Source organism: Facklamia sp. P12937 (genome assembly GCF_050409505.1).
In the GTDB taxonomy this organism is placed as follows: Bacteria; Bacillota; Bacilli; order Lactobacillales; family Aerococcaceae; genus Facklamia.
The window spans coordinates 18,884-45,053 of record NZ_JBNUPI010000015.1 but is presented as its reverse complement, the minus strand read 5'-3'; the positions used below and the strand labels follow the sequence as shown (position 1 = coordinate 45,053).

Sequence of the window (26,170 nt, the reverse complement as noted above, 5' to 3'; positions counted from 1 at the left end):
GAATTAGCTCAGCTGGGAGAGCGTCTGCCTTACAAGCAGGATGTCGGCGGTTCGATCCCGTCATTCCCCACTCTTGACTCGTTAGCTCAGTCGGTAGAGCAACTGACTTTTAATCAGTGGGTCGCAGGTTCGAATCCTGCACGGGTCATATTCCTAAATGAAAACATCAAGGAATTTTAATTTGCGGGTGTGGCGGAATTGGCAGACGCACCAGATTTAGGATCTGGCGCCTTCGGGCGTGGGGGTTCAAGTCCCTTCACCCGCACTTGCATTTTGATCACTTATGATTTATAATTGGAAATCCTAAGTTATATTATGCCGGCTTAGCTCAGTTGGTAGAGCATCTGATTTGTAATCAGAGGGTCGAGGGTTCAAGTCCTTTAGCCGGCACTTTTGCGGAAGTAGTTCAGTGGTAGAACACCACCTTGCCAAGGTGGGGGTCGCGGGTTCGAACCCCGTCTTCCGCTTTGCCAAGATACATTTAGGCTTTTAAAGCCGGGGTGGCGGAATTGGCAGACGCACAGGACTTAAAATCCTGCGGTGAGTGATCACCGTGCCGGTTCGACTCCGGCCCTCGGCATTTCACTTTATTGTGAATGATAAAATATTTTGCACCCGTGGCTCAACTGGATAGAGTACCTGACTACGAATCAGGCGGTTGCAGGTTCGAATCCTGCCGGGTGTATTAGAGTAAAACGGGAAGTAGCTCAGCTTGGTAGAGCACTTGGTTTGGGACCAAGGGGTCGCAGGTTCGAATCCTGTCTTCCCGATTTGTTTATTCTTATATGGGGGATTAGCTCAGCTGGGAGAGCGCCTGCTTTGCACGCAGGAGGTCAGCGGTTCGATCCCGCTATTCTCCATTTTTTGGCGGTGTAGCTCAGCTGGCTAGAGCGTCCGGTTCATACCCGGGAGGTCATGGGTTCGATCCCCTTCGCCGCTATCTAAGGCCGGACCTTTAGCTCAGGTGGTTAGAGCTCCCCGCTCATAACGGGGTGGTCGTAGGTTCGAGTCCTACAAGGTCCATTATGCATTATGGATTTTGCCATTGGTTAACGGAGGATTACCCAAGTTCGGCTGAAGGGAACGGTCTTGAAAACCGTCAGGCGTGTAAGAGCGCGCGTGGGTTCGAATCCCACATCCTCCTTTGAGAATATGCGGGTGTAGTTTAGTGGTAAAACCACAGCCTTCCAAGCTGTTGTCGGGAGTTCGATTCTCCTCACCCGCTTTATTGATAATGGGCCTGTAGCTCAGCTGGTTAGAGCGCACCCCTGATAAGGGTGAGGTCGGTGGTTCGAGTCCACTCAGGCCCATAGCAATAATTAATTGTTATTTTGAATTGGCTCATGGGGAAGTACTCAAGTGGCTGAAGAGGCGCCCCTGCTAAGGGTGTAGGTCGGTTTATACCGGCGCGAGGGTTCAAATCCCTCCTTCTCCGTTATTCTTATATACTTGCCAATGAGTTTTGATATTGGCCCGTTGGTCAAGCGGTTAAGACACCGCCCTTTCACGGCGGTAACACGGGTTCGAGTCCCGTACGGGTCATTACAATTTAATGGAGGATTACCCAAGTCCGGCTGAAGGGAACGGTCTTGAAAACCGTCAGGCGTGTAAAAGCGCGCGTGGGTTCGAATCCCACATCCTCCTTTTTAATATTATCGCGGGGTGGAGAAGCTGGCATCTCGTCGGGCTCATAACCCGAAGGTCGTAGGTTCGAATCCTACCCCCGCAATTTTTTTACTTTTTATCTTGGTCCGGTGGTGTAGGGGTTAACATGCTTGCCTGTCACGCAGGAGATCGCGGGTTCAAATCCCGTCCGGACCGTATATTTGCGGGTGTAGTTTAGTGGTAAAACCACAGCCTTCCAAGCTGTTGTCGGGAGTTCGATTCTCCTCACCCGCTTACTCAGACTCTAAAGTCTTTTTTATGTCTAAAAAGAGTTTCTTTCTATTTTACTACTCCCCCTAATTCCGTATCCGGATTAAGGGGGTTTTTAGTCTCTATGGGCTCTATGTCCAATAGGGTTGATGCTATCCAAGGAGATTAAGCAATTAACGGTTGCTTAGTCTCCTTTTCTTTTCTTCCTGACACATATAATCTTGATATTAAAGGTATTCTATTTTTGAAATGGGAGTTGTTTTTATAGCCATAAGCATGGCGTTTAAGCACTTTAATCTTGTTATTAATCCCTTCAATAGGGCCATTAGTCAGTGTGTGATAATGAAAGGAATTCTTAATGTATTGTTTAAACTTAGTAACTATTCTTAAGACTCTCTTAAGCCTTGGTGCAAGCGATTGATTTGAAGGCTGATAAAGGGTAGTCATAAACATAAGAGGGTCTGATTGATCGAGAGAGAAACGAAGGTCTTGGACCGCACGATAGACGTTTTTAAGGACTTCTAAAACAAGCAATCTATTATAGAGAAAGGTTGAAAGTATTGAAGAATGAGCTGAAACGATTTAAGGATATATTGAATGTTACAAGCATTAAGAATTAAACTAAAATTAAACGGCTTGTCTCCTATCCGATACAGGTTACAAGCCGCTTAAAGATTATTTGATTAAAGTGACGTATTTATGGGTTCAGTACATTTTAAAAATAGAAGGGGGTTTTCTTTTTTTTACTCTAAAATAAATAACTAAGACTATAAAAAACAATGAAAATTATACTTATAGCACCCTGATAATTCAGCTTGTTTTGAATACGGTGATGTTTCTTGACAGGGATTAAGCTTGGTAAGTAAATAGCAAGTGTAACTACAAAGAATAGAATTTGAACGAGGTAGAAAGACTGAGTGGGTAGTGAGGTGTAAACTCCTGTAATACTCGCTAGTACTAGCATTGAAAAGACTATGTATGTAATCTTTACGGGTATTTTTCTTTCAAGTATCTTAAAATTATATATTCCTTTAAGAAACTGCTGATTTATTTCTAAAGCTGTCATCAATATAATAAGGGGTATAAAAGATATCATTGCTTTATTGTTTAAAGTATTCGCCTGTGAATAGTAGGCGATAATATTTAGTAAAAAGCCAGTAAAATAACTATTTAATAGTATATGATAAATGGTCTTAACTAAAGGGACAAATTGGTACTGAACCACTATTATGATAATGTATATAATTAACAAAATATTTATAATGTAGTGCTGGTTTATCATAAAGAACAAAGCGGCTGTCAGCAAGCCTATTAATAAAAGATAGTATATAATAGGTGATTTAGCCTTGGGATCTTTTAAAATATGATGATAATAATTGTAATGGTTAGTCATATTGCTTAAGATAACAACTAGTGCTAAAAGCCCAAGATCTAACCAGTCGACTTGCTTCACTGAATAAATAGCGGTAGTTAGTCCAAAACCAATCCACGACAAAGGATAGCCTACTAACTGCATCAAAGGATGTTTAAGTATGTTATTAATTGTGTTCATTGAGTTTCCTTTCAAGAGGATTTTATAATTGAAATTGTTTCTATTAGTATTCTAAGGTATAATTTACAACGTTACAACCAAAAGTTCCCGATAGGGTTCACGATTCATCGATTGTGAATTTGCCTTGTAACCAATATAAAAAATGGGGGAAGATAAATGAAAGCTTCAGAGAAAAGATTATTTACATCAGAGTCAGTTACAGAGGGACATCCAGACAAGATTGCAGATCAAATTTCTGATTCAATTTTGGATGCCATCTTGAAACAGGATCCGATGGCCAGAGTAGCCTGTGAAACAGCTGTTAACACTGGCTTAGTTATGGTGTTAGGAGAAGTTACTACGAGTGCCTATGTGGATATTCAAAAAATTGTTAGACAGAAGGTTGATGAAATTGGTTATAATCGTGGCAAATTTGGTTTCGACGCCGAAAACTTAGCCATTATTGTTTCTTTAGATGAACAATCAGCTGATATAGCTATGGGGGTTGATTCAGCTATTGAAACAAGAGAAAACCAAGAAAATGTACAAGAAATAGGAGCGGGTGACCAGGGATTGATGTTTGGTTATGCTTGTGATGAGACGCCAGAATTGATGCCTTTACCGATTTCTTTGGCGCACAAATTAACACGTAGACTGACTGAAGTAAGAAAATCTGGACAGTTGGACTATTTAAGACCGGACGGTAAGGCTCAGGTAACTGTAGAATACGACGAACAAGATCAACCCGTTAGATTAGAGGCAATAGTCGTTTCAACTCAGCATAGCGAGGAAGTGTCATTAGAAGAGCTTAGAGGAGCTATTTTAGACCTTGTTATTAAACCAACTATTCCAAACGAATTATTGGATGAAGAAACTAAGATTTATATTAACCCCACAGGACGTTTCATTATAGGCGGTCCAAAAGGAGATGCAGGCCTCACCGGACGCAAAATTATAGTGGATACATATGGAGGGTATGCTCGTCATGGAGGAGGCGCATTTTCAGGAAAGGACGCAACCAAAGTGGACCGATCAGCCTCCTATGCTGCACGCTATATTGCTAAGAATATAGTGGCTGCAGGAATTGCAAAAAAAATAGAAATTCAAATTGCTTATGCGATTGGAGTGGCTCAACCAGTATCTGTTAGTGTGAATACCTTTGAAAGCTCCGATCATTCAGATGCTGAAATTGTTCGGGCCATTCGTCAGGTTTTTAAACTTACACCTAAGGGAATTATTGATATGTTGGATTTGAGGAAGCCAGTTTTCGCCAAAACAGCAGCCTATGGCCATTTTGGCAGAGAAGAAGTTGGATTCACTTGGGAACGTACAGATAAGGTTGAAGAACTAAAGTCTTTACTAATGTAAGCTATTAGGTTGTACTTATCTATTATTTTTAGTAATATATGCTTAGTTAGAATAATTATAAATAACAATTCGGAGGGATTAGAATGAAGTATGTTGTAGTTGGAACATCACACTTTGGTTATGAGTCGGTTCAGACTTTATTAAAGCGTGACCCAGACGCTGAAATTCATTTATTTGAGGCGGGAGAAGAGTCATCCTTCATGGGGTGAGGTTCTCAATCATACCTGGAAGGTATATCTAAAGAGTTGTCAGAGTTACATTTTGCCAATAACGCCTCCTATAGTGAACAAGGTATTATCATGCATCCTGCCAGCCAAGTAATAGGAGTCAACCCAGAAGAAAAAACAGTAACGGTTAAGACAGAAGAAGGAGAGCATCAAGAGTCTTATGATAAGTTACTATTGAGTCCAGGTGGGTTTGCACCACTTCCTCAGTTTGAAGGATATGATTTAGAAAATGTTCACACTTTTAGAGGACCAGAAGATACGCAAGTAGTATACGATCGTATGAAAGAAACTAACCACTTAGTAGTGATTGGTTCTGGTTATATCGGAGTGGAAGTGGCAACGGCATATGCAGAAGCGGGTATAGATGTTACAGTTATTGATATGGAAGATCGTATTTTGCCTGCTTATTTAGATGAGAACATTTCAAAATTACTAGAAGCGCACGGTGCTGATAAAGGCTTACACTTTAAGGGTGGAGAAGCTGTTAAAAAACTATTAGGAGAAGGCAATAAAGTCAAAGCTGTTGTGACCGATAAGGGTGAATATCCTGCTGATACAGTTGTAGTAGCTGTAGGTGTTAAGCCAGCAACTGACTGGTTGAAAGGCACTCTGGAAATGGATGATCATGGCTTTATTCAAACAAACGAATACCTAGAAACATCCGCAAAAGACGTATACGCTGGTGGAGATGCAACTTATATTCCTTTTGCACCAACGGCTGATAAGACAAATATTGGTCTTGCTACCTTAGCGAGAAGACAAGGAATCGTAGCCGCTCTTAACGCCTCAGGAACTCAATTCAAGATGCCTAGTGTATCTGGAACTTCTGCCTTGAGATATTTTGACTATACGATTGCTTCAACTGGCTTATCAATGGTCAATAAAGATTTATATGAAGGTAAAGTAGCTTGGAAATATGTAGAAGAAAAAGTTTATCCTGATTTCATGCGTAAACCAGGCACTGTTCATATGATGATTTTCTATGATGAAGATAGCCATATCATTTTAGGTGGACAGCTAGTTTCTAAATTTGATGTAGCCGATTCAATTAATGTGCTTTCAACAGTCATTAATGCCAAATATACGCTTGAGCAACTAGCGTTGTTAGACTTCTTCTTCCAACCTAACTATGACCGTCCATGGCATTATTTAAATGTCTTAGCGATTGAAGCCTTAGGTAATACTGTTGGGGGAGCAGATAAATTACTGTTCTAATAATCATTAAAAAAACTAGTCCATGCTAAAATGGGCTAGTTTTTATTTTAAATTAAATTTCTTTAATATTTCTCTTATAATTTAAGAAGCCGTTGAAGAAAGCGTTTAATTTGTGTAAGATAGGAGTACAGAGATTGAAATTTAGTATATCTAGGAGGCAATCACATGGCTTATGATTTTAAAACGTGTGTCGATCGCACACAGCAAGGTTCTAAAAAATGGTTATTAATGAGAGAGTCTAATAAGAATATTCCTGAGGGGATCGCTCCGCTTTCAGTAGCAGATTTAGACTTCCCAATGGCACCCGGTATCATTGAAGGCTTAAAAAAAGATTTGGACGAACTTGTCTTAGGCTACACCGTACCGAATCAAGCCTATTATGAAGCCGTTAAGAAATGGATGAAAGACCAGCACCAATGGGATGTTAAAGAAGAGTGGATGGTTACCGCACCTGGAGTTGTTCCAGCAATTAATGTTTTCGTTAATGCTTTTACACAAAAAGGCGATGGTATCATTATTTTAGAGCCTGTTTATGGACCTTTTACGGCAGCTATTGAAAATAATGAGCGTAAGAAGATTAATGTTGAGTTAATTAATAATGAAGGATACTACACCATAGATTTTGAAGCATTAGAATCAGCAGCAAAAGAGGCTAAAGCAATGATTTTCTGTAGCCCTCACAATCCAGTCGGGCGTGTATGGAAGAAAGAAGAACTGGAAAAAGTTGCTAAAATTTGTAAGGAAAATGACCTATATCTATTTTCAGACGAAATTCATTTTGATCTAGCCCATAAAAATTTCAAACATAATGTCTTTGCTAATTTATCTGACGATATTGCACAGCGTGTAGTCGTGGCTACTGCGCCTTCTAAAACGTTTAACTTAGCGGGTTTACAGACATCAAATATCTTCATCGTGAATCCTGAATGGCGTCAACGATATATCGAAACAGCTGAAAAAATGAATTTGCTTTCTGTTCCAGTCTTAGGTCTTTATGCCTGTAAACATGCCTATAATGATTGTTTAGATTGGAAAGAAGCATTAGTAGAATTAATCGAAGAAAACTATCAAATGGCAAAAGCGATGATTGAAGATCAGCTGCCTGAAATTGTAGTAACACCAATGGAGGCTTCCTATTTATTATGGTTGGATTTAACTCCATTAAATATGGAATGTGAGAAAATTATTAGGCTGTTAGAAGCACATCATGTTTATATCAATAATGGTGTGATGTTTGGCTCTTGTGGTGAAGGTTTTATTCGTATTCATTTAGCCCTACCTAAGGAAATAGTCAAAGAGAGTATCGAACGGTTTATTGAAGCCATTAAGAGCAGATAGATTATAAGCTTAAATTGAAATTAAACTAATAAAGATAAAACAAAGAAGCAGTCATTCATGATTGCTTCTTTATTTCTTTTCGATAGTAATTAAAAGAGGAGGGTGATTTCTTTGATTTAAAAAATCAAGAATAGAGATTGTAAACTGATCTTGCGACCATAGCGTTAATTGTTTTATTAATTCTTCTTTTTCAATCGCTCCCTCTTTATGTCCTGAATAAACAACAATAAATATTTTCCCTTTTGAAACTAAGCGCTGAGCAATTTGATTGAGTGCTTGTAAGGTTGTGGAAGCTTTAGTAGTGATTTGATGGCTGGCTCCAGGTAAATAGCCTAAATTAAAAATAGCTCCATGAACTTTAGCTAAGGTTGAAAAACTGAGAACTTGATCAAAATGCTGGTGTCCATTGTTAAAAAGTTGGAAAGAATCGGATGAAAAGATTTTTAGCTTTTGTTGAGCTATTTCCAGTGCTTGAACTTGAATATCGAAAGCAAAAAGTTTTCCAGAAAAAGCCGGGTGGCTTAATATAAAAAAACTGTCATTTCCTTTTCCGAGAGTAGCGTCAATATAATTTCCAGCAGGGAATCTTTCAATTAATTTTCCTAAAGCATCATGACTAGACTGTAAGGCATTCTTCATTATTCCACTCTTTCTAATAAAAGTTGACTGCCATCTGAGGAAGTGAGTATGGTAGTCGTACCCTTAAACTTTATTTCATATTGCTTTGCTTGGTGCGCTGATTGAATAAGATTTAAATAGTTTCCTTCTAAATAATAACGCGCTGTAAAATTTAACTCCTCTTTTTTATCAATCAGCAAATCCCTTGTTTCTTGTAGAGATAAATCCAACTCTTGTTCGGCTTGTTCTAGGAAATTATCTTCATTCAGTTGAAAGTGAACAAGCTCATCTTGAAAATCTACTTGATAAATAAGTGAATCATTTAAAGTAACTTGCCAACAGTGATTTTCAAGTTTTTTTTCATTTAAGAAAGAACATCCTGACAGAAGAACAAATGAAAGGATGAGTATATGTTTTAAATAGGACTTCAAAAAAATCGCTCCTCTATATTGTGGCCATTTATTCATACTATACTCGCTAATGTATTTAATTAAAAGTAGTCAAACCAATATTGATATATTTCATTTATGTTACTTATGTTAAAAATCCAATAAAAGTAACGATAAAGGAACATTTTTTATTAGAGATGGCATATAATACAGTATGTATCCGTATGGAAATTTATTTAATTTGGAGGCTGAAGGATGATTCAACAGCGAAATCGGAGAATGCGTCAGCAAGAAAAAATCCAAAGACGCAAACTATTTAAGAAAATTTTCACCAATATTAATGTTGGTGTAATGTTACTGTCAACAAGTGTGTTAACACAAGTTCAATCTGAAAATGCCATTGTTCATGCTCAGAAATCTCAAAAGAAATTCTCTCCACAAGAATTTATCAATAGTATCGGGCAATCTGCGAAAGAAATTGCTGCTAAAAATGATTTATATGCTTCTGTTATGATAGCCCAAGCAGCGTTAGAGTCCGGCTGGGGAAGTTCAACACTTGCTCAAGCACCTAACTATAATCTGTTTGGAGTCAAGGCAGGAAAAAAGGATAAAAAAGTGGAAATGGATACTCTAGAAGATGATGGGACAGGATCTTATTATCAAATTAAAGATAACTTTAGAAAGTATGATTCTTATGCTGATTCATTATTGGATTATGCTAGAGTATTAACTGGTGAAGGATCTGCTTGGAGAAAAAGCTATTATCAAGGAGCTTTAAAATCCAATACAACTTCGTATCAAGAGGCAACAGAACATTTAACTGGACGTTATGCAACAGATACACGCTATGGCGGAAAATTAAACCAAATAATTAGCCAATATCAATTGGATCAATTTGATGGCCCCAATCAGTCCACTACAATTAAACCTACTACATCACCAGAAACAAGCATTGTAGACGAAACTGTTTCAAGTGAAATCGTTTCAACCAATGGAAGCTATAAAGTCCAGCCGGGTGACGGATTTTATAAAATAGCCAAGAAATTAGGCGTAAATGTTGATGACTTAATAAAAGTTAATGGAATGACGATTCAATCAGTTATCCATCCCAATCAAGTTTTAAGGATACCTGGTCAAACTCAAGTTACTAGTCAAGTAAATAAATTATCTATCAGCAAGCCTTCTGCAAGCAAGCCGGTTGAAAATACGAATGAACCTGTTGATAAGAACACTGTAAGCTCAACAACTAAAGGGCTTTACACTATTAAAGCGGGCGATTCTTTATATGCTATTGCGAAAAAGCATGGTGTGCGTATTAACGACTTATTATTAGCTAACGGCATTCACTTAAATACTGTTATCCATCCCAATCAAAAATTGATAATTCCTGGAAGCAATATGGGTGAAGCGTCTTCTCATCTTGTTAATAAAAAGCCAGTATCTACGCCAAAAGAAAATCTAGTAGTTACAGATAAAACTCAAGAAATTAAACAAAATACAAGTGGGGATTATATAGTAAAAGCAGGTGACTCTTTATGGGCCATTGCAAATCGCCATGGAATAACATTAGCTAGCTTATTAGAAGCAAACAATCTACAAGTTAACAGTCTAATTATTCCAGGCCAAAAATTAAATATTTCCACTAAAACTTCATCAAGTCAAGCCCTAGCTCGTCAAGCAACGAAGTTAGAAACTAAAGTAGAAGTTATTAAGCAAGATGACGTTTCAATCGAATCTTCAGTAACTGTTTCTACTCCATTAAAGTCTGAAACGGTTAACTTAAGTCAAACAATTAATGAAGAATCAAATGAAAGCACTAATGAAGTAGTTTCAACGGGTTCTTATGTTGTAAAGGCTAATGATACTTTATATGCGATTGCACGTCGTAATGGCTTAGATGTTAATGATCTGATTGAAAAAAATGGTGGAACAACCATTTATATCGGACAAATTATTAATTTTTAAAAATTTAAAAATGTAGGACCTAGTAAATTGTGGATCATCTAAAGAGAACTTACATTTGGTGAAAGTAAGTGTTGAAAAGCTTTTGAACTCTTCCTTTTAATGCTCGAGCTAAGCGTAAAGTGTTAACTTGAGACGTTTGCTGCGTTAAAGCATAGAGCATTAGCTCTCAGCTAATGAAATAATAGGTGGTACCGCGCGATTGCGCCCTATGAAGTTGTCTTTGAGATGATTTCATAGGGCTTTTTTGTATAAAAGATTAGATAATTGGAGGAAAAGAATATGACATATCAGCATCGAGTAATTGAGAAAAAGTGGCAAGATTATTGGGATAAAAATGAAACTTTTAAAACTAAGGATAGAGCAGACCGAGAAAAATATTATGTATTAGACATGTTTCCATACCCTTCAGGTCAAGGACTACACGTAGGTCATCCAGAAGGTTACACTGCTACTGATATTATGGCCAGAATGAAAAGAGCACAAGGTTATGATGTTCTTCATCCAATGGGGTGGGATGCTTTTGGTTTACCAGCTGAACAATATGCCTTAGATACTGGTAACGATCCAGCAGATTTTACAGCAAAAAACATCGCCAACTTTAAACGTCAAATCAAATCTCTAGGCTTCTCTTATGACTGGGAGCGAGAATTTGCTACTACCGATCCATCCTATTACAAATGGACTCAATGGATTTTTACCAAACTTTATGAAAAAGGATTGGCTTATCAAGCGGATGTTACCGTTAATTGGTGTGAAGCTTTAGGAACAGTATTAGCTAACGAAGAAATTGTAGATGGTGTGTCAGAACGTGGCGGTTACCCTGTAGTCCGTCGTCCAATGAAGCAATGGGTATTAAAAATTACAGCCTATGCCCAGCGTTTACTTGATGATTTAGAAGATTTGGATTGGCCGGATTCAGTTAAAGAGATGCAACGCAATTGGATAGGCCGCTCTGAGGGAGCTTTAATTGATTTTGAAGTAAAAGATAGTCCTTCAATCATTACAACTTATACTACCCGTCCAGACACTTTGTTTGGTTTGTCTTATATCGTTTTAGCACCAGAGCACGAGCTCGTTAAAGACTTAACGAGTCCAGAACAAAAGACAGAAATAGAAAGCTATATTGCTGCTGCTTCGATTAAAACGGATTTAGACCGTACTGAACTTGCTAAAGATAAAACGGGTGTATTCACTGGCTCATACGCCATCCATCCTGTAACAGCTAAAGAGATACCTATTTGGATTGCAGACTATGTATTGGCTTCTTATGGAACAGGTGCGGTCATGGCGGTCCCAGCTCATGATCAAAGAGACTATGAGTTCTCACAAAAATATGATTTACCAAGATATGAAGTGATTAAATCCGAAGAAGGAATTCAAAATGAGGCATATGTAGAAGATGGAATGCATATTAATTCTGAATTTTTAGATGGTTTGAACATAGAAGCAGCCAATCAAAAAATGATTGAGTGGTTAGAAGCTAATGCTAAAGGACAAAGAAAAGTTAACTTCCGCTTAAGAGACTGGGTCTTCTCTAGACAAAGATATTGGGGAGAGCCTATTCCAGTTATACATTGGGAAGATGGTACAAGCACAGCGATTGCTGAAGAAGAACTACCTTTACTTTTACCTAAGACAGACCGCATTAAACCTTCTGGAACAGGCGAATCTCCATTAGCCAATGTTAAAGATTGGCTGGAAGTTGAAGATCCCAAAACAGGCATGAAGGGCCGAAGAGAAACAAATACTATGCCACAATGGGCAGGTTCTTCCTGGTATTTTTTACGTTACATGGATCCAAATAATACTGAAGCGATTGCTTCTGAAAAGGCATTAAACAAATGGCAAAATGTCGATCTCTATATAGGTGGAGCGGAACATGCTGTTTTACATCTTCTTTATGCCCGTTTTTGGCATAAGTTTCTTTATGATTTGGGGGTCGTTCCTACTAAAGAACCTTTCCAAAAACTCTACAATCAAGGAATGATTTTGGGTGAAAACAATGAAAAAATGTCTAAATCGAAGGGAAATGTGGTTAATCCAGACGATGTAGTTAATGAATATGGCGCAGATACATTGAGAGTATATGAAATGTTCATGGGCCCCTTAGACGCATCGATCGCTTGGTCAGAAAATGGCTTGGAAGGTTCAAGACGTTTCTTGGATCGCGTATGGCGTTTATTTATTGAGGAAACGACGGGTCAAATAAGTTCAGCTATTCAAGAGTCTGAAGATGATCAATTGACTAAGATTTACCATCAAACAGTCAAAAAAGTGACAGAAGATTTTGAGCAGTTACATTTTAATACAGCTATTTCTCAACTAATGATTTTCTTAAATGAAGCTAGAAGCGTCGATGTATTGCCTAAGAAATATGCCAAAGGCTTTGTTCAGTTGTTAGCTCCAATTGCACCGCACTTAATGGAAGAGTTGTGGCAAAAATTAGGGCACTCTGAATCATTATCAGAAGCAAGCTGGCCAGAATATGATGAGTCACTCATTAAAGATGAAGTTGTTGAAATTGTCATCCAAATTAACGGTAAAGTTAAAGCAAAACTCGATATAGCTTTGGATTTAGAAAAAGAGGCTATGGAAGAGTTAGCTCTTGCAGAAGCAAGCATAAAAAAAGAGTTGGATGGTAAAACAGTTCGTAAAATCATTGCTATTCCTAACCGTTTGGTTAACATAGTGGCTAACTAGTTAAAGTGCTAAGAAATCGTTCTTGATATAGATACATGTTATATTAGAGACGAAATATCAATAAAAGGGGTGTAGTAAGTGTCTGATAATCAATTTGATGATAAAAATCAGGGATTTAAAAATGATTACGACCGTTTTGATACACTAGAATTTACAGAAGAAGATCTCGAAAAACTGAGACATTCTAATCCTCGGCCAATGGATTCAGATTATTTTGACCGAGAGATAAAAGCTGATCCTAATACAAATCAACCGATCGAAAATTTAGTAGATCATCAATTGACAGAAAATGAAAAAGAGTCAGCCATTAACAATCAACCTACTGAAGAACAAGCAGGAGAATTACTTGAGCAATTTGAAGATAATTCAGAGGAAGTAATTGAAGCCGAGGAAGAAATCGCAGACAATCAAATTGAAGTTAGTTCTCTAAGTTCAATTGAGGATACTGATAAAGAAAGGGAATTCTCACAGTTAACTCAAAAAGTTGAAATTATGAAAGATCCAGCTAATCATCTTAAGGAAACACTGGAATTAGAAATAGAACCAGATCTTTTTACTCGTCATGATTTTGAAAAACAAGATGGTCATGGAAATGAAAATGAGAACCCCTTCCAGTATCGATCGATTGAGGAAAGCCTAAGAAAAGAGCATCGAAACAAGCGAGCTGCTAATGTTAGACCTGGATTCTTTCAAAGAGTTTTCCAGATAGTTTTTTCAACGCGTGATGAATTTGAACCCCTTACTTCTGAAGAACGAGAAGATGAAGAAGTTGTGCATGAGTCTCTCAACACCAATACTTTTGAAGTTGAATCCTATGATTCAGACGAAGCATTGATTGATAATTCTTTAGCGAGTGAGGAAGCAGTTAGTCTAGAACAAGAGTCTCTTAACGAATTGGACGTAATTAATAATAGCCATCCAGCTGAAGATATTGAGGATAATAGTCAAGCTGAAACTGAAAGTCTCTCTCAAACTCCTAATTCAAGTTTAAAGAGTAGTTCAAATTCTCTTGAGGAAGCATTGACTGATGGGGAATCGGCAGAAAGTTCACAAGCTGAAAATATAGACGAAGGGAGGGAAGATAAGGAGTTTGAGTCACAATCTTTATCGCAAGAAAAGACTCAAGATAGTAACAATCGTCAATCTCAAGAAGAGCAGAATTCTTCCTCTGTCGAACCTGCTTTTTCTAAAGTTAATTTCAATTCCAAGACCAATGAAAGTTCTTCTGATGAAAAAGATTTAGAATCGCAAAAGTCATCGCAAACTCAAATGTATAATGATGAAGAAATAGAAGCTTTAGCATGGGACATCTTGCCTGAAGATCATTATAAACAAGAGCAAATAACTCCTAAAAAAGGATCTAATTTATTAGATAAGGTTAAAGTCAATTCACGCAATGCCTGGGCTAAAATTGCAGCTAATTCTACAAAGCTGTTAGAGAAAACCAAGCAGTCAACCAGTCAAATGCTACAAACGGTTCAAAATCATGATGATAAAGACAGTGAAGTTGAAGGAGAAAAAGAGACACCAACTGAAAAACAAGCGCCTTTAGATGCGATTCTTGAACAGGAATCTTCTGATGAAAATGAACAAGCTGCAATCATTAATAATGATGACCAAGAGTCAATAAATGAAGAAGAAAAACCCAAGGATAGGGATAATTTATCTGAAGAAGAGTCCATTGCAGAAGAAATTTCGCAAAAAACTTCTTATTACGAAGCGCCAATTTTAACGGATGTCCTTCTTGAAGACACCTTAGATGCTAATCTTTTTGAAGCAGAAAAAGCTCAGCAAGAACTGAGTGAACAAGGCCATTCTGAAGATAAATCTAAATTTGTTGTTGGTGCTGCTTGGTTGTCAATGGGACAAATACTATCCCGAATTATTGGGGCTTTATATATTATTCCATGGGCAGCTTGGCTAGGGGCAGAATATTCTCAAGCAAACTCTCTTTATGCTGTTGGATATAATCCATACGTATTTTTCTTATCAATTGCAGTAGCTGGTTTTCCTGCGGCGGTTGCTAAGCAGATAGCCTTTTACAGCACTAAGAAAGAATTTAAAGTGGTCGACAAGCTCTTTAAATATTCACTGGGAATTATGGCCTTCTCAGGTATCTTAATTGCTGCAATCTTTTATTTAATCGCACCTGTATTAGTAGCTAATTCACCAACAGATAACCAAGAAGCGGCAATCATTGTCGTTCGTTCATTAGCACCGGCTCTCTTGATTTTACCTACTTTAAGCCTATTTAAAGGATATTTCCAAGGTTATAGTCAAATGATACCGCTAGCCCTTTCTGAGGTTCTGGAACAAATTATGCGAGTTCTTTATATCTTAGGTGCTACTTACCTGATTATGATGGTTTACGAGGGATCGATTACAGACGCGGTTGCTCATTCAACTTTTGCAGCCTTTGTTGGAGCCTTAATTGCCTTGCTCTTCTTGGTTGGTGCTTATATTATTCATAATCGAAAAATGAAAAGTATTAAAGAGACATCCTTAAATAAGATGGATATCGATTTCATGGATAGCCTAAAAATTATGCTACGTGATTCGATTCCTTTCATCTTGCTTGGCTCAGGTATAATTTTTGCACAAAATATTGATACCTATACCTTTAAACAAATCCTTGTTCGTACCAGTGTGTTATTAAATTCAGAAATTGCTGAATTATTTGGAGCGATGAGCTTAGATGTTAATAAATTAGTGATGATTATTGTTTCATTTGCTGTAGCTATTGCGGCTTCATCAATCCCAGCTGTTTCAAGTAAGTACGCTGAAGGAAATATTAATAAAACCAGTGAATTAATCAAAAATATTGTTCTTTTATTCACCTTTATCATGCTGCCAGCCTCAATCGGAATGGCGATTATAGCTGACAATGTCTATCCTTTCTTCTATCCAGCAGGTATTTCTGCAGGACCGGGTTTATTAACGACAGGATCATTTACAGCTATTGTATTAGGAGCATATACTGTTTTTGCAACCATTCTTCAATCAATGGATTATCGTCGGTTTGCAATCACTTATTTACTGGTAGGTTTAGCAATTAAGCTTGTTCTACAATTTCCAATGGTAGCGTTATTCCAAGCTCACGGTGCTTTACTGGCGACCTTCTTTGGCTTTGCTGTGGCTGCTGTTTTAATGTGGATGAAGATTTGGCGTGTAATCAAAATTCGTGATCGTTATTTTGTAGGTGATATTGTGCGCATTGTGATTGCGACAACCATTATGGCAATTGGTACTTACGGTTGGAATCGTTTAATCAATCTGATGATGGATCCAGTAGGACGAGGCTTAACTTTAGTTCAAATCATTATAGTCGTTTTGATTGCCATTCTTATCTATAGTGGGACTATGGCCCTATTCGGTATGTTGCCGATTATTATCGGTGATTACCGTGCGGATTTACAAAAGAAATTGAGTATCCACCGATGAGATTAGATAAATTATTAAGTCATATGAATTTCGGCTCTAGAAAAGAAGTCAAGTCTTTAATTTCAACAGGAAGTGTTCGAGTCAATGGTGAACAAATTATAAAAGCAAACTTTCAAGTAGACGAAAACAAGGACTTGATAGAAGTAGATGGACAACAAATTATTTACCACAAGTTCATCTATTGGCTCTTGAATAAACCGCAAGGCGTTATCTCTGCCACTGAAGACGGACACCATGATACGGTTATCGATTGTCTACATCCGGATGATTATCGTTTTGATCTCTTTCCGGTAGGGAGACTAGATATTGACACCACTGGTCTCTTATTAATTACCAATAATGGTCAAATGGCTCATCAGTTAACTTCTCCAAAAAAACAAGTTTATAAAACCTATCAAGCTTTAATTGAAGGAAATGTTACGAAAGAAACGGTAGCAGCGTTTAAAGCAGGCTTGGATTTAGGAGAATTTATAAGTAAACCCGCTCAATTATGGATTGATGAAGTAGATTTTGAAAAGAGTCTATCTAAAATTCGCGTTTCCATTAGTGAGGGTAAATTTCACCAAGTAAAAAGAATGTTTCAAGCTTGTCAGATGGAAGTTCTTCAACTTCACCGTTTATCAATGGGACCTCTCCAGCTTGAAGATGACTTAGCTCTTGGAGATTATCGTCAATTAACTCAAGCTGAAATAGAAGCTCTAAAGCCATTGGGTTATGAATAGTAAAAATGCTATTCTCAGAGAAGAAGTCTTATTAAAAAAAAGACTTAAATTTAAAGTAGAGATATAGGGTTGGATAAATTTATATGATATAATGGGAACGGATTCATTTGATGGCAATAGTTTATTAAAGTCAGAATGATTTTGAAATTCTATATTTTATGGAGGTAGAAAGATGGAAAATTTAGACAATATTAATTGGTTAGATGAAGTCACTAAACGTCAAGAAGACTTATTAGAAGATCTTTTTCGGATGATTCGCATTCGTTCAGTTCGTGAAGATGATTTAGCAACAGCAGAGGCTCCTGTTGGACCTGGACCTAAAAAAGCTTTAGAAGAATTCTTAAAAATGGCCCAAGAAGATGGTTTTGAAACGAAGCAATTTGGGCCTTTGGTGGGCCGTGTTGAAATTGGAGAAGGCGATCAAACCTTAGGTATTTTAGGTCACCTGGATGTTGTTCCTGAAGGAACTGGTTGGGACACTGACCCTTATGAGCCAGTAATCAAAGATGGACGCATTTATGCGCGTGGTTCTTCTGATGATAAAGGACCAACAATTGGTGCTTACTTTGCCATTAAATTATTACGTGAATTAGGCGCAGAGTTTAATCAAAAGATTCATCTGATTGTTGGAACAGATGAAGAATCTGGCTGGATGTGTATGGATCATTATGCTAAAGTTGAAAAAATGCCAGACTATGGTTTTTCACCAGATGCTCAATTCCCGATTATCAACGGTGAAAAAGGAAATGTTTCTGCTCAATTTAAATTTGATGCTAAGCAAACAGTGGAAGCTAATCATAAATTGCTTGATTTCCATGCAGGTCTTCGTGCAAATATGGTTCCTCAAGAAGCTTATGCGAGTGTAAAAACTGATCAAGCAGACCAAATAAAAGCTGATTTCCAAGCCTTTTTAGAAGATCAACCTGTATCAGGTAAAGTTTCCCAAGCGTCTGGTCAATTACGTTTTGAACTAACAGGTAAGGCGGCTCACGGATCTACTCCAGAAAAAGGCCATAATGCGGGAACTTACTTAGCTGCTTTCTTAAGTAAGTATACATTTGATAAAAAAGAAGCCAATGACTTCTTAACTCTAGTAGGCGATAAGTTACACCTTGATTTTGAAGGTGAAAAAATCGGTGTCGCTATAGTCGATGATATTATGGGAGCCTTGTCTATGAATATTGGTATTATCAATTTTGATGATGCTGAAGGTGGATTAGTAGATGCTAACTTTAGATACCCTAAAGGAACCGACAAAGATCAAATTCAATCAGCTATTATCAAAAATGTTGCTAACTTAGCAGTGAAAGTGGAAATGAATGGTAATAAAGACCCTCATTATCTTTCACCAGAAGATCCAATGGTTAAAACTTTACTGGATGTATATGCTAAACAAACTGGCAATGAAGTTTATGAAAAAACAATTGGTGGAGGAACTTATGGCCGCTTAATGGAGCGTGGAGTTTCATTTGGTGTCTTATTCCCAGATTCAATTGATACTATGCATCAAGCCAATGAGTTCCTTGCGATGGATGACTTATTAAGAGCTACTGCTATTTATGCAGAATCTATCTATCGCTTAACACGCTAATTGACCATTTAAGCAAACTTTCTAGCCAATTTGCTAGAAAGTTTGCTTTTTTTTATATATTCAAGTAACCTTCAATTCATGAAGAAAAAAGGTGAAATATTATGGAAATTATTCAATCAAAGCAAAATCAAAGAATAAAAGACTACCGCAAATTGCATTTAGCTAAGAATCGCAAAAAGACAGAAACTTATTTAATCGAGGGTGAACATCTTATTGAAGAAGCCATCACTTATCAAGCAGCCATTGAAGTAGTTTTAATGACGCCAAGTTATCATGAAAATCATATACAGACTATTGAACAAATCAAACAAGCTCAAATCGAAGTGTTGATTTTAAGTGAAGAAGTGATGAAGACAGTCGCACTCACTCAACATACCCAAGGAGTGATGGCTGTCATTAAGAAAAAAGAAAGTAATTTAGCTAAAAAAAATATAAATGGTAGCCACTATCTTTTATGTGACGGGGTACAAGACCCGGGCAATTTAGGAACCATGATTCGAACCGCTGATGCAGCAGGTTTTGATGGTGTATTCTTAGCTGAAGGCTGTGTAGACCTCTACAATGATAAAGTCATAAGAGCGAGTCAAGGATCTTTATGGCACTTGCCTATCTATGAAGCTTCAAACGCTCAAATATTTAAAGCCATTCAAGCGAGTGAACTTCCTCTTTACTGTACAGCCGTCAATCAAGAAGCTGAAGATTATCGTAAATTAATCGCTAACCACTGTGTCTTGGTTTTGGGCAATGAAGGGCAAGGTGTTGGGCCTTTTTGGATGGAAAAAGCAGATAAATCAGTCTTTATACCTATGCCAGGAAAAGCAGAATCCCTTAATGTATCTATAGCAGCAGGTATTTTAATGTTTGCCTGGAAACAATGGTCGAATTAGTTAATAAATATTAGCTTTATTAAACTTTTACATAGAATTTACATAAACTTCATATTTGTGGAGTATACTAGAGTTAGATTAAAGAAGGGACGTGGATAAATGGCAATAGCTTGGCAAGATAACCAAGAATATGTGGCAATTGTTAAAGATTTGATGGAGAATGAAAAAGTTCAATCTCTAGAAAAATTTGTCCATCATAAATATACCAATCGTTTAGCACATTCTATTTCAGTGTCTTATCGTTCATACCTTTGGGCTAAACGTTTTAAGCTCGATGCGATCGCTACAGCCAGAGCAGCCCTTCTGCACGATTTGTTTTTCTACGATTCTTGCTCAAAGGATTGCGTAGGCGGAAAAGGCCATAATTATGAGCATCCACGTATCGCTTTAAAGAATGCATTAGAAATCACTGATTTATCAGACAAAGAAAAAGATATAATTTTAAAACATATGTGTGGCGCTACTTTAGATATCCCACGCTATGGCGAGTCATTAATTGTGACTTTAATGGATAAGCAATCAGCTGTATGCGAATTAGTAGAAGGTTTAAAAAGGTGGCTAAAAGCCTCTCTAGATAAGAAAGAGCAGACCATTGGATTTAGCGAATAGTGAGGGTGAAATGACTTTTCACTAAAGAGCAAGATTGACGAAAAACTATTTACAGGCTATACTTGATAAAGATAACTAAAGACTATGATTAGGACCTAATTGAAAGGTACATAAACAGGGAAATTTGTCACCGACTGAGAGCAGATGATGTCACTTTTCAATTATTTTCATCCTAGGAGTCGATCCTTAAATAGTTTGAAACTAGAAAAAGATACCTTCATTGGGGTTAACAATGATTTGAGTGCTTGAAATTATTCAAGAATAAGGGTGGTACCACGGTAGCGCGTCCCTTTTAGGGACGGGCTATTTTTGTTGGATGGAATATTAAAGTGCTAATTGCTAGGAGGATTATGATGAATGATAAATTACAAGTCATTAAAGAACAAGTCGATGGTTTAGTTGCAAAGGCAATTGAAGAAATCAAGCAAGCGGAATCAAGTAAAATGATTCAGGATATTCGCGTGAAATATACCGGTAAAAAAGGTGAATTGACGCAAATTTCAAAACAAATGAAAGATTTAGAAAAAGATGAAAAGCCGATTTTAGGTCAGCTAATTAATCAATTCCATCAATCGTTTAATGACCATATTGAGAAAAAACAAGAGCAAGTAAAGCAGAAAGAATTAGCTGCTCAACTGGCTAGTGAAACAATCGATATTAGCTTGCCTGGAAGACGGCAGAACTTTGGTAGTCGCCACTTATTAACTCAAACGCGTGAAGAATTAGAAGATCTTTTCTTAGGGATGGGTTATCAAATTATTGAAGGACCAGAAGTAGAGTTAGACTCTTATAACTTTGAAAAAATGAATTTGCCTAAAAATCATCCTGCTCGGGATATGCAAGATACCTTTTATATCTCTGAAGAAGTTTTATTAAGAACACACACTTCGCCTGTGCAAGCTCGGACAATGGAAAAGCATGACTTTGAAAAAGATGGCCCTTTAAAGATGGTTTCACCCGGGAAGGTTTTTAGAAGAGATAATGATGATGCGACTCATTCTCATCAGTTTCATCAAATGGAAGGCTTAGTAGTTGCTGAAAAGATTACTATGGCAGATCTGAAAGGAACGCTCTTACAATTTGCTAAAGCCTTCTTTGGCGAAGAACGTGAGATTCGATTAAGACCTTCCTTCTTCTCATTCACAGAGCCTTCTGTTGAAGTGGATGTGTCCTGTTTCAAATGCGGAGGGCAAGGTTGTGGTATTTGTAAAGGTACCGGATGGATTGAAGTCTTAGGAGCAGGACTCGTTCATCCAAATGTACTAGAAATGTCAGGCATTGATTCAAATAAATATAGCGGCTTTGCATTTGGTGTGGGAATTGACCGTGTAGCCATGTTAAAGCATAACGTTGATGACATCCGTCATTTTTACCAAAATGATTTACGCTTCTTGACACAATTCAAAGGAGGTCAAAACTAATGTATGTTTCATATAATTGGTTAAATGAATTATTAGATTTAAATAAAATGCCTGCCGAGGAATTAGCAGAGAAAATGTCTCGAACGGGTATTGAAATTGAAGGAGTCGAAAATCTGGCCGATTCTATTCAAGGTCCTCTAGTAGTTGGATTAGTTGAAGAATTAGAGGACCATCCTGATTCCGATCATTTAAAAATTGCTCAAGTCAATGTAGCAGATTACGGCAAAAAGCAAATCGTATGTGGTGCGTCTAATGTTAAGCAAGGTGCTAAAGTAATCACTGCTTTAGAAGGCTGTATTTTACCTGGAGATTTAAGAATCAAAGAGTCAAAACTTAGAGGTCAAGTTTCTCAAGGAATGCTATGTTCATTACAAGAGTTGGGATTTGCTGATAAGGTGGTACCGAAGGAATTTGTGGATGGCATATATCTCTTAGCAGAGGATGCTCCAATCGGTCAAAATATCGTTGAATACATGGAGCTTGATGATCCGATTTTAGAATTATCCATTACACCTAATCGTGCAGATGCTTTATCGATGCGTGGAGTAGCTCACGAGGTGGGAGCGATTGTTTCTCAGACTCCACATTTTGAAGCTTTAAAAATCAGTGAAAGTCAATTAGTTTCAATTGATGAATTACAAAATTTAGAATTGGATATGACAGAACATGATTTAAGTAGTCACTATCAGTTAAGAGTGTTGAAAAGCATTCAAGTAAAGCCAAGCCCGATTCAAATGCAAAGCCGTTTGATGAAAGCTAATATTCGTCCTATTAATAACCTAGTGGATGTGACCAATTACTATTTGATGCTATATGGTCAACCTATGCATGCTTTTGATTTGGATCAATTACCAGGCAAAAAGATTGGTGTGCGCTATGCCAAAGAAAATGAAAAGCTTACGACTTTAGACGAAATCGAAAGAAATCTAACAGAAAAAGATATAGTGATTACTTCTGACGATCAACCAATTGCTCTAGCAGGTGTCATGGGTGGGCTAGATAGCCATGTAACCGAAAAGACGCAAAATGTCTTATTAGAAACAGCTGTTTTTAACCCTCAGGCCATTCGTTCAACTTCTCGACGTCTTGGCTTAAGATCAGAATCATCTGCCCGCTTTGAAAAAGGAATTAATCCAGCAACTCTTTCAGAAGCAGGGGACCAAGCTGCTATTTTGATGGCGCAATTAACACAGGGTAAAATCGAAAAGGGAGTCTTAGAAGTAAAAGCCGATGATGTGCATGATCAAGTGGTAGAACTGCCTATGCAAATGATTGAAGAAAAATTAGGCATTCAAGTGAATCAATCGCAGCTTCAAGCCATTTTTGACCGCTTAGGTTTTGGAGTCGCTTTTGAAAATGACCAGATGAGAGTATCGATTCCCCCACGTCGTTGGGATATTACTATTCCAGCTGATATTTTAGAAGAAGTGGCTCGTATTTATGGCTATGATCAAATTCCTGTTACTCTACCTGCGGTTCCTAATCGTCCCGCCCAATTAGATAGCCGACAAAAATTAAAAAGAGCAACACGCTCTTTAGCTGAAGGGTTAGGCTTAAATGAAACAGTGTCTTATGTTCTAATCTCACCTGAGTTTGCAAAATTAAATGCAAATAAAGATCGCTATGTTTCATTACTTTTACCAATGTCTGAGGAAAGATCACTCTTAAGACAATCAATGTTACCGTCTTTCTTGGAGATTGCTCGCTACAATAAAGCCCGTCACAATAAGACCATAGCTTTCTATGAAATGGGCAAAGTTTTCTTAGCGACTGAAAGGAACCGTCAACCTGAAGAAAAAGAAATGCTTAGCTTCTTTGTTTCTGGTGAAAAGAGTCCATCCAATTGGGAAAGTGCAAGTCAAAATTATGATTTTTACGATCTCAAAGGTATCGTTGAACAAATTATGGACCAATTACGTTTAGGAAATCATTTATCATTTGAACGTATGGAAAATTTAGACTTTATGCATCCAGGACAAACAGCCAATATCTTATTAGACGGTCAAAAAATTGGTTTTATTGGGCAATTACATCCCCAATTATCGCAAGAGTTTGACTTAGATAAGGAGACTTTCTTTGCGGAATTAGATTTTGAGGCTTTAGTAGGATTTAACAGAGACTTATTGCTACAGACCCCTTTAGCAAAATATCCATCAACTTCTCGTGATATCGCTCTTTTAGTAGATCGATCAACCAGTCACCAAAGCTTGGTAGATTTAATCTATGAAAATGCTGGAGATAATTTGAAAAATGTCGAATTATTCGACCGATATACTGGCGAGAATATAGCAGCAGATAAACAATCTTTAGCTTATCACTTAACTTTCCAAAATCCAGATAAAACTTTAAAAGATGAAGAAGTGACAAAGGCAATGGATCAAGTGATTAAAGCTTTAGAAAAGGCAGAGAATGTAGAAATTCGTTAACATAAAAAATCACTACGCTAAAGATAGCGTAGTGATTTTTATTTGTTTTAAACGAGTTTCCACTTAGCAAAGGCAGTTAGATAACGTTCATTAATCACTGTCGTATCAGTCAGCATATCTAATGGGTGCTGATGTTTGCTTGTGAAGATAAGGATGACGGCAATAAATGGTACATAGTAGAAAATAACACGACCAAAAAATTCACGCATTAATAAAGTGGATATATTTAATTTATTCGATTGGGTATTAATCGGCACAACTCTTAAATTAAATAAAATTTTTCCGGGTGTTTGGCCATTCAGACCGAAAGTCATTAGGAAAAAGTAAAGGCAAAATACAGCTAAGTTAAAGAACATAGGTAAAACACCCCACAATAAGTCTTTATTCATTTCTCCTACAATGTTCGTTATAAGGTTAGTCAGGAGAAGAATGAATAGGTAATCTACCATATAAGCTGCTAAACGAAGCCAGAACCCAGCATAAACCTCCTTAGGAAGATAGTCGTAGCCATTTTCTCTCAGTTGTTGGTCAGCAATTTTCATTTGAATAGGATCAATGTCAGACTGCTTAGTCTCTTTGAAAGCTTCCTCTCTTGCTGCATGATTGCTGAATGGATTGAGTCCGGAATGATTTGCTTGACTAGAATTTAAAGAAGACGAGTTATTTTTTGTTATATTGTTGTCCTTAGAGTGGTCCGTTTGCTCTTCAATAATGACTGTACTATCTTGGGGAACTTCTTCAATAACTTTAGTTGAATCTTTTTTTTCTTCTTTTGAATGATTTAAAAGCGTCTTAAGTTCTTCTTTATCTAATTTAACTGATGTCATATTACTTACCACCTTCCCAGCGGTACTCAATCTGAGGAAGAACTTCTTCTTTTACACGGTTAAGAACTTGATCAAATTGTTTTGCATAATTATCTTCTGATTTCATAAATGTAGGGAAGAATGAGGCAAATTGGTCTTGAGGGGCTGCTTTTTCAAAAACTTGAGCATTTGCTAAGTCATTTTCTTCGCGAATAAGATCGATTACTTGACGATAGTATAGAATATCATCAACCAAGCCGTTTTCTTTAGCTTGCTTGGCGGTATAAATACGACCATCTGCTAGCTCACGCACCCGTTCTTCTGACATATCACGACCATCGACAACCACTTGAACGAAACGATCAAAGGCTTCATCAATATATTCTTGGAATACTTCCTCTTCTTCCTTAGTCATTTTACGTGCACTCGAGCCTAAATCCTTCATTTTTCCAGATTTAAAAACATAGGGTTCAACACCTATTTTGTCATAAAGCTCTCTCATATTGTAACCAGACATAATTACTCCAATTGAGCCAGTGATTGTTTCAGGAGTAGCATAAACTTTATCGGCTAACATGGCATAATAGAAGCCACCTGATGCGGCTACTTGCCCCATAGAAGCATAAACAGGAATCTTTCTTTCGGCAATCACTTCCTTAAATAAGTCATAAGCTTCACGGGTTTCGTATACTCCTCCACCTGGAGTATTTAATTCGAATAAAACAGCCTTAATAGATTCATCCATTCGAATCTGTTCGATGGTATCCATAATAAGTTGATGATCATAAGTAGGAGACGCTATTCCAATCACTCCTTCAATAGGGATAACTAGAATACGTTGATCTACAGAGCCATCTTCTCGAATTTCTTCTATATAATCTTGTCCAATGCCTAGCAAGGAGTTTAGTCTTTCATTCGCCCATTTTTCACTGTAGGTAATATCAGCGGGTTCATTATAAACTTTCGATAAGCTAGAAGCGACAATTAAAACAAGTGCAAAAGCGATTACTATCCATTTTTTTTTTGACATATAAGCCACCT

General features: G+C 37.4%; 19 protein-coding genes, 20 tRNA genes, 1 pseudogene, 1 riboswitch and 1 other annotated feature. Of the genes and pseudogenes, 34 read left to right on the top strand and 6 right to left on the bottom strand.

What is annotated here, in order from left to right; translation table 11 throughout:
* The 20 genes from ACQV2R_RS06760 (at nt 1) to ACQV2R_RS06665 (ending at nt 1,899) form a co-directional block, all read left to right on the top strand.
* Nucleotides 1-70: transfer RNA gene (locus ACQV2R_RS06760), tRNA-Val, on the top strand.
* Nucleotides 71-75: 5 nt separating this feature from the next.
* Nucleotides 76-148, top strand: a tRNA-Lys gene (locus ACQV2R_RS06755).
* Between the two features lie 35 nt (nt 149-183).
* Nucleotides 184-265 (top strand) — tRNA-Leu (locus ACQV2R_RS06750).
* A gap of 52 nt (nt 266-317) precedes the next feature.
* Nucleotides 318-390: transfer RNA gene (locus tag ACQV2R_RS06745), tRNA-Thr, on the top strand.
* Between the two features lie 5 nt (nt 391-395).
* Nucleotides 396-467 (top strand) — tRNA-Gly (locus tag ACQV2R_RS06740).
* Between the two features lie 27 nt (nt 468-494).
* A tRNA-Leu gene (locus ACQV2R_RS06735) sits at nt 495-580 on the top strand.
* A gap of 31 nt (nt 581-611) precedes the next feature.
* Nucleotides 612-685 (top strand) — tRNA-Arg (locus ACQV2R_RS06730).
* Between the two features lie 11 nt (nt 686-696).
* Nucleotides 697-770: transfer RNA gene (locus ACQV2R_RS06725), tRNA-Pro, on the top strand.
* Nucleotides 771-787: 17 nt separating this feature from the next.
* Nucleotides 788-860, top strand: a tRNA-Ala gene (locus tag ACQV2R_RS06720).
* 6 nt (nt 861-866) lie between these two features.
* Nucleotides 867-940 (top strand) — tRNA-Met (locus ACQV2R_RS06715).
* Nucleotides 941-949: 9 nt separating this feature from the next.
* Nucleotides 950-1,023, top strand: a tRNA-Ile gene (locus tag ACQV2R_RS06710).
* Nucleotides 1,024-1,054: 31 nt separating this feature from the next.
* Nucleotides 1,055-1,144: transfer RNA gene (locus ACQV2R_RS06705), tRNA-Ser, on the top strand.
* A 10-nt stretch (nt 1,145-1,154) separates the two neighbouring features.
* A tRNA-Gly gene (locus ACQV2R_RS06700) sits at nt 1,155-1,225 on the top strand.
* 11 nt (nt 1,226-1,236) lie between these two features.
* Nucleotides 1,237-1,310 (top strand) — tRNA-Ile (locus tag ACQV2R_RS06695).
* Between the two features lie 35 nt (nt 1,311-1,345).
* Nucleotides 1,346-1,435: transfer RNA gene (locus ACQV2R_RS06690), tRNA-Ser, on the top strand.
* Nucleotides 1,436-1,470: 35 nt separating this feature from the next.
* A tRNA-Glu gene (locus ACQV2R_RS06685) sits at nt 1,471-1,542 on the top strand.
* Between the two features lie 12 nt (nt 1,543-1,554).
* Nucleotides 1,555-1,644: transfer RNA gene (locus ACQV2R_RS06680), tRNA-Ser, on the top strand.
* 12 nt (nt 1,645-1,656) lie between these two features.
* Nucleotides 1,657-1,729: transfer RNA gene (locus ACQV2R_RS06675), tRNA-Met, on the top strand.
* 19 nt (nt 1,730-1,748) lie between these two features.
* Nucleotides 1,749-1,821: transfer RNA gene (locus tag ACQV2R_RS06670), tRNA-Asp, on the top strand.
* A 7-nt stretch (nt 1,822-1,828) separates the two neighbouring features.
* Nucleotides 1,829-1,899 (top strand) — tRNA-Gly (locus ACQV2R_RS06665).
* Between the two features lie 141 nt (nt 1,900-2,040).
* Here the strand turns inward: ACQV2R_RS06665 and ACQV2R_RS06660 are convergent.
* On the bottom strand, nt 2,041-2,409 hold the full coding sequence (locus tag ACQV2R_RS06660; protein WP_428891993.1) for a transposase: 369 nt from the start codon (nt 2,407-2,409) through the stop codon (nt 2,041-2,043).
* A gap of 55 nt (nt 2,410-2,464) precedes the next feature.
* Here ACQV2R_RS06660 and ACQV2R_RS06655 point away from each other — a divergent pair.
* A pseudogene (locus ACQV2R_RS06655) lies at nt 2,465-2,547 on the top strand (IS3 family transposase); the annotation flags it as partial.
* 76 nt (nt 2,548-2,623) lie between these two features.
* On the opposite strand, the gene ACQV2R_RS06650 reads toward ACQV2R_RS06655, so the two are convergent.
* Complete coding sequence (locus ACQV2R_RS06650) at nt 2,624-3,427, bottom strand: hypothetical protein (RefSeq protein WP_428874328.1); 804 nt, start codon at nt 3,425-3,427, stop codon at nt 2,624-2,626.
* 66 nt (nt 3,428-3,493) lie between these two features.
* Nucleotides 3,494-3,586: riboswitch (SMK box riboswitch) on the top strand.
* Between ACQV2R_RS06650 and metK the strand changes: the two genes are divergently transcribed.
* From metK to ACQV2R_RS06630, 4 genes are all read left to right on the top strand, one after another.
* Nucleotides 3,584-4,774, top strand: coding sequence for a methionine adenosyltransferase (gene metK, locus ACQV2R_RS06645; protein WP_428891992.1), 1,191 nt, complete (start codon nt 3,584-3,586; stop codon nt 4,772-4,774). Its footprint overlaps the riboswitch before it by 3 nt.
* Before the next feature lie 83 nt (nt 4,775-4,857).
* Nucleotides 4,858-4,983, top strand: coding sequence for an NADH peroxidase (locus tag ACQV2R_RS06640; protein WP_428874331.1), 126 nt, complete (start codon nt 4,858-4,860; stop codon nt 4,981-4,983).
* Between the two features lie 36 nt (nt 4,984-5,019).
* Nucleotides 5,020-6,216, top strand: a complete 1,197-nt coding sequence (locus tag ACQV2R_RS06635) for an FAD-dependent oxidoreductase (protein WP_428874333.1) — start codon at nt 5,020-5,022, stop codon at nt 6,214-6,216.
* A gap of 165 nt (nt 6,217-6,381) precedes the next feature.
* Nucleotides 6,382-7,554: a MalY/PatB family protein gene (locus tag ACQV2R_RS06630; RefSeq protein ID WP_428891991.1), complete on the top strand. Its 1,173-nt coding sequence runs from the start codon at nt 6,382-6,384 to the stop codon at nt 7,552-7,554.
* Nucleotides 7,555-7,623: 69 nt separating this feature from the next.
* Here ACQV2R_RS06630 and ACQV2R_RS06625 read toward each other — a convergent pair whose 3' ends face one another.
* A complete protein-coding gene (locus ACQV2R_RS06625) occupies nt 7,624-8,193 on the bottom strand; it encodes a tRNA (mnm(5)s(2)U34)-methyltransferase (RefSeq protein ID WP_428885326.1) in 570 nt (189 codons plus the stop codon).
* Nucleotides 8,193-8,603 (bottom strand): hypothetical protein, encoded by a 411-nt coding sequence (locus ACQV2R_RS06620; RefSeq protein ID WP_428874336.1) that lies wholly within the window; start codon nt 8,601-8,603, stop codon nt 8,193-8,195. Before ACQV2R_RS06620 ends, ACQV2R_RS06625 begins: the two co-directional genes overlap by 1 nt.
* A gap of 213 nt (nt 8,604-8,816) precedes the next feature.
* On the opposite strand from ACQV2R_RS06620, the gene ACQV2R_RS06615 reads away from it, so the two are divergent.
* The 9 genes from ACQV2R_RS06615 (at nt 8,817) to pheT (ending at nt 24,323) form a co-directional block, all read left to right on the top strand.
* Nucleotides 8,817-10,526: a LysM peptidoglycan-binding domain-containing protein gene (locus tag ACQV2R_RS06615; protein WP_428891990.1), complete on the top strand. Its 1,710-nt coding sequence runs from the start codon at nt 8,817-8,819 to the stop codon at nt 10,524-10,526.
* Nucleotides 10,525-10,738 (top strand) — a binding site (T-box leader). Its footprint overlaps the gene before it by 2 nt.
* Nucleotides 10,739-10,805: 67 nt before the next feature.
* On the top strand, nt 10,806-13,226 hold the full coding sequence (leuS, locus tag ACQV2R_RS06610; RefSeq protein WP_428874339.1) for a leucine--tRNA ligase: 2,421 nt from the start codon (nt 10,806-10,808) through the stop codon (nt 13,224-13,226).
* A 78-nt stretch (nt 13,227-13,304) separates the two neighbouring features.
* The gene (locus ACQV2R_RS06605; RefSeq protein WP_428891989.1) at nt 13,305-16,667 is read left to right on the top strand and encodes a polysaccharide biosynthesis C-terminal domain-containing protein; all 3,363 of its coding nucleotides are present in this window, start codon (nt 13,305-13,307) and stop codon (nt 16,665-16,667) included.
* The gene (locus ACQV2R_RS06600) at nt 16,664-17,389 is read left to right on the top strand and encodes a pseudouridine synthase (protein ID WP_428874341.1); all 726 of its coding nucleotides are present in this window, start codon (nt 16,664-16,666) and stop codon (nt 17,387-17,389) included. The genes ACQV2R_RS06605 and ACQV2R_RS06600 overlap by 4 nt, the downstream gene beginning before the upstream one ends.
* A gap of 172 nt (nt 17,390-17,561) precedes the next feature.
* Nucleotides 17,562-18,980 (top strand): dipeptidase PepV, encoded by a 1,419-nt coding sequence (gene pepV, locus ACQV2R_RS06595; protein WP_428875413.1) that lies wholly within the window; start codon nt 17,562-17,564, stop codon nt 18,978-18,980.
* A 101-nt stretch (nt 18,981-19,081) separates the two neighbouring features.
* Nucleotides 19,082-19,867 carry a TrmH family RNA methyltransferase gene (locus tag ACQV2R_RS06590; RefSeq protein ID WP_428885330.1) on the top strand — a complete coding sequence of 262 codons (786 nt, stop codon included), beginning with the start codon at nt 19,082-19,084 and terminating at the stop codon, nt 19,865-19,867.
* A gap of 99 nt (nt 19,868-19,966) precedes the next feature.
* Nucleotides 19,967-20,476: a phosphohydrolase gene (locus ACQV2R_RS06585; RefSeq protein ID WP_428891988.1), complete on the top strand. Its 510-nt coding sequence runs from the start codon at nt 19,967-19,969 to the stop codon at nt 20,474-20,476.
* 353 nt (nt 20,477-20,829) lie between these two features.
* Nucleotides 20,830-21,897 (top strand): phenylalanine--tRNA ligase subunit alpha, encoded by a 1,068-nt coding sequence (gene pheS, locus ACQV2R_RS06580; protein WP_428875415.1) that lies wholly within the window; start codon nt 20,830-20,832, stop codon nt 21,895-21,897.
* Nucleotides 21,897-24,323, top strand: a complete 2,427-nt coding sequence (gene pheT / locus ACQV2R_RS06575) for a phenylalanine--tRNA ligase subunit beta (protein ID WP_428882070.1) — start codon at nt 21,897-21,899, stop codon at nt 24,321-24,323. Before pheS ends, pheT begins: the two co-directional genes overlap by 1 nt.
* A gap of 47 nt (nt 24,324-24,370) precedes the next feature.
* Here pheT and ACQV2R_RS06570 read toward each other — a convergent pair whose 3' ends face one another.
* Nucleotides 24,371-25,150, bottom strand: coding sequence for an RDD family protein (locus tag ACQV2R_RS06570; RefSeq protein WP_428874523.1), 780 nt, complete (start codon nt 25,148-25,150; stop codon nt 24,371-24,373).
* A gap of 1 nt (nt 25,151) precedes the next feature.
* Entirely contained in the window at nt 25,152-26,159 is a 1,008-nt protein-coding gene (gene sppA / locus ACQV2R_RS06565; protein ID WP_428891987.1) for a signal peptide peptidase SppA, read from the bottom strand.
* Nucleotides 26,160-26,170: the final 11 nt, after the last annotated feature.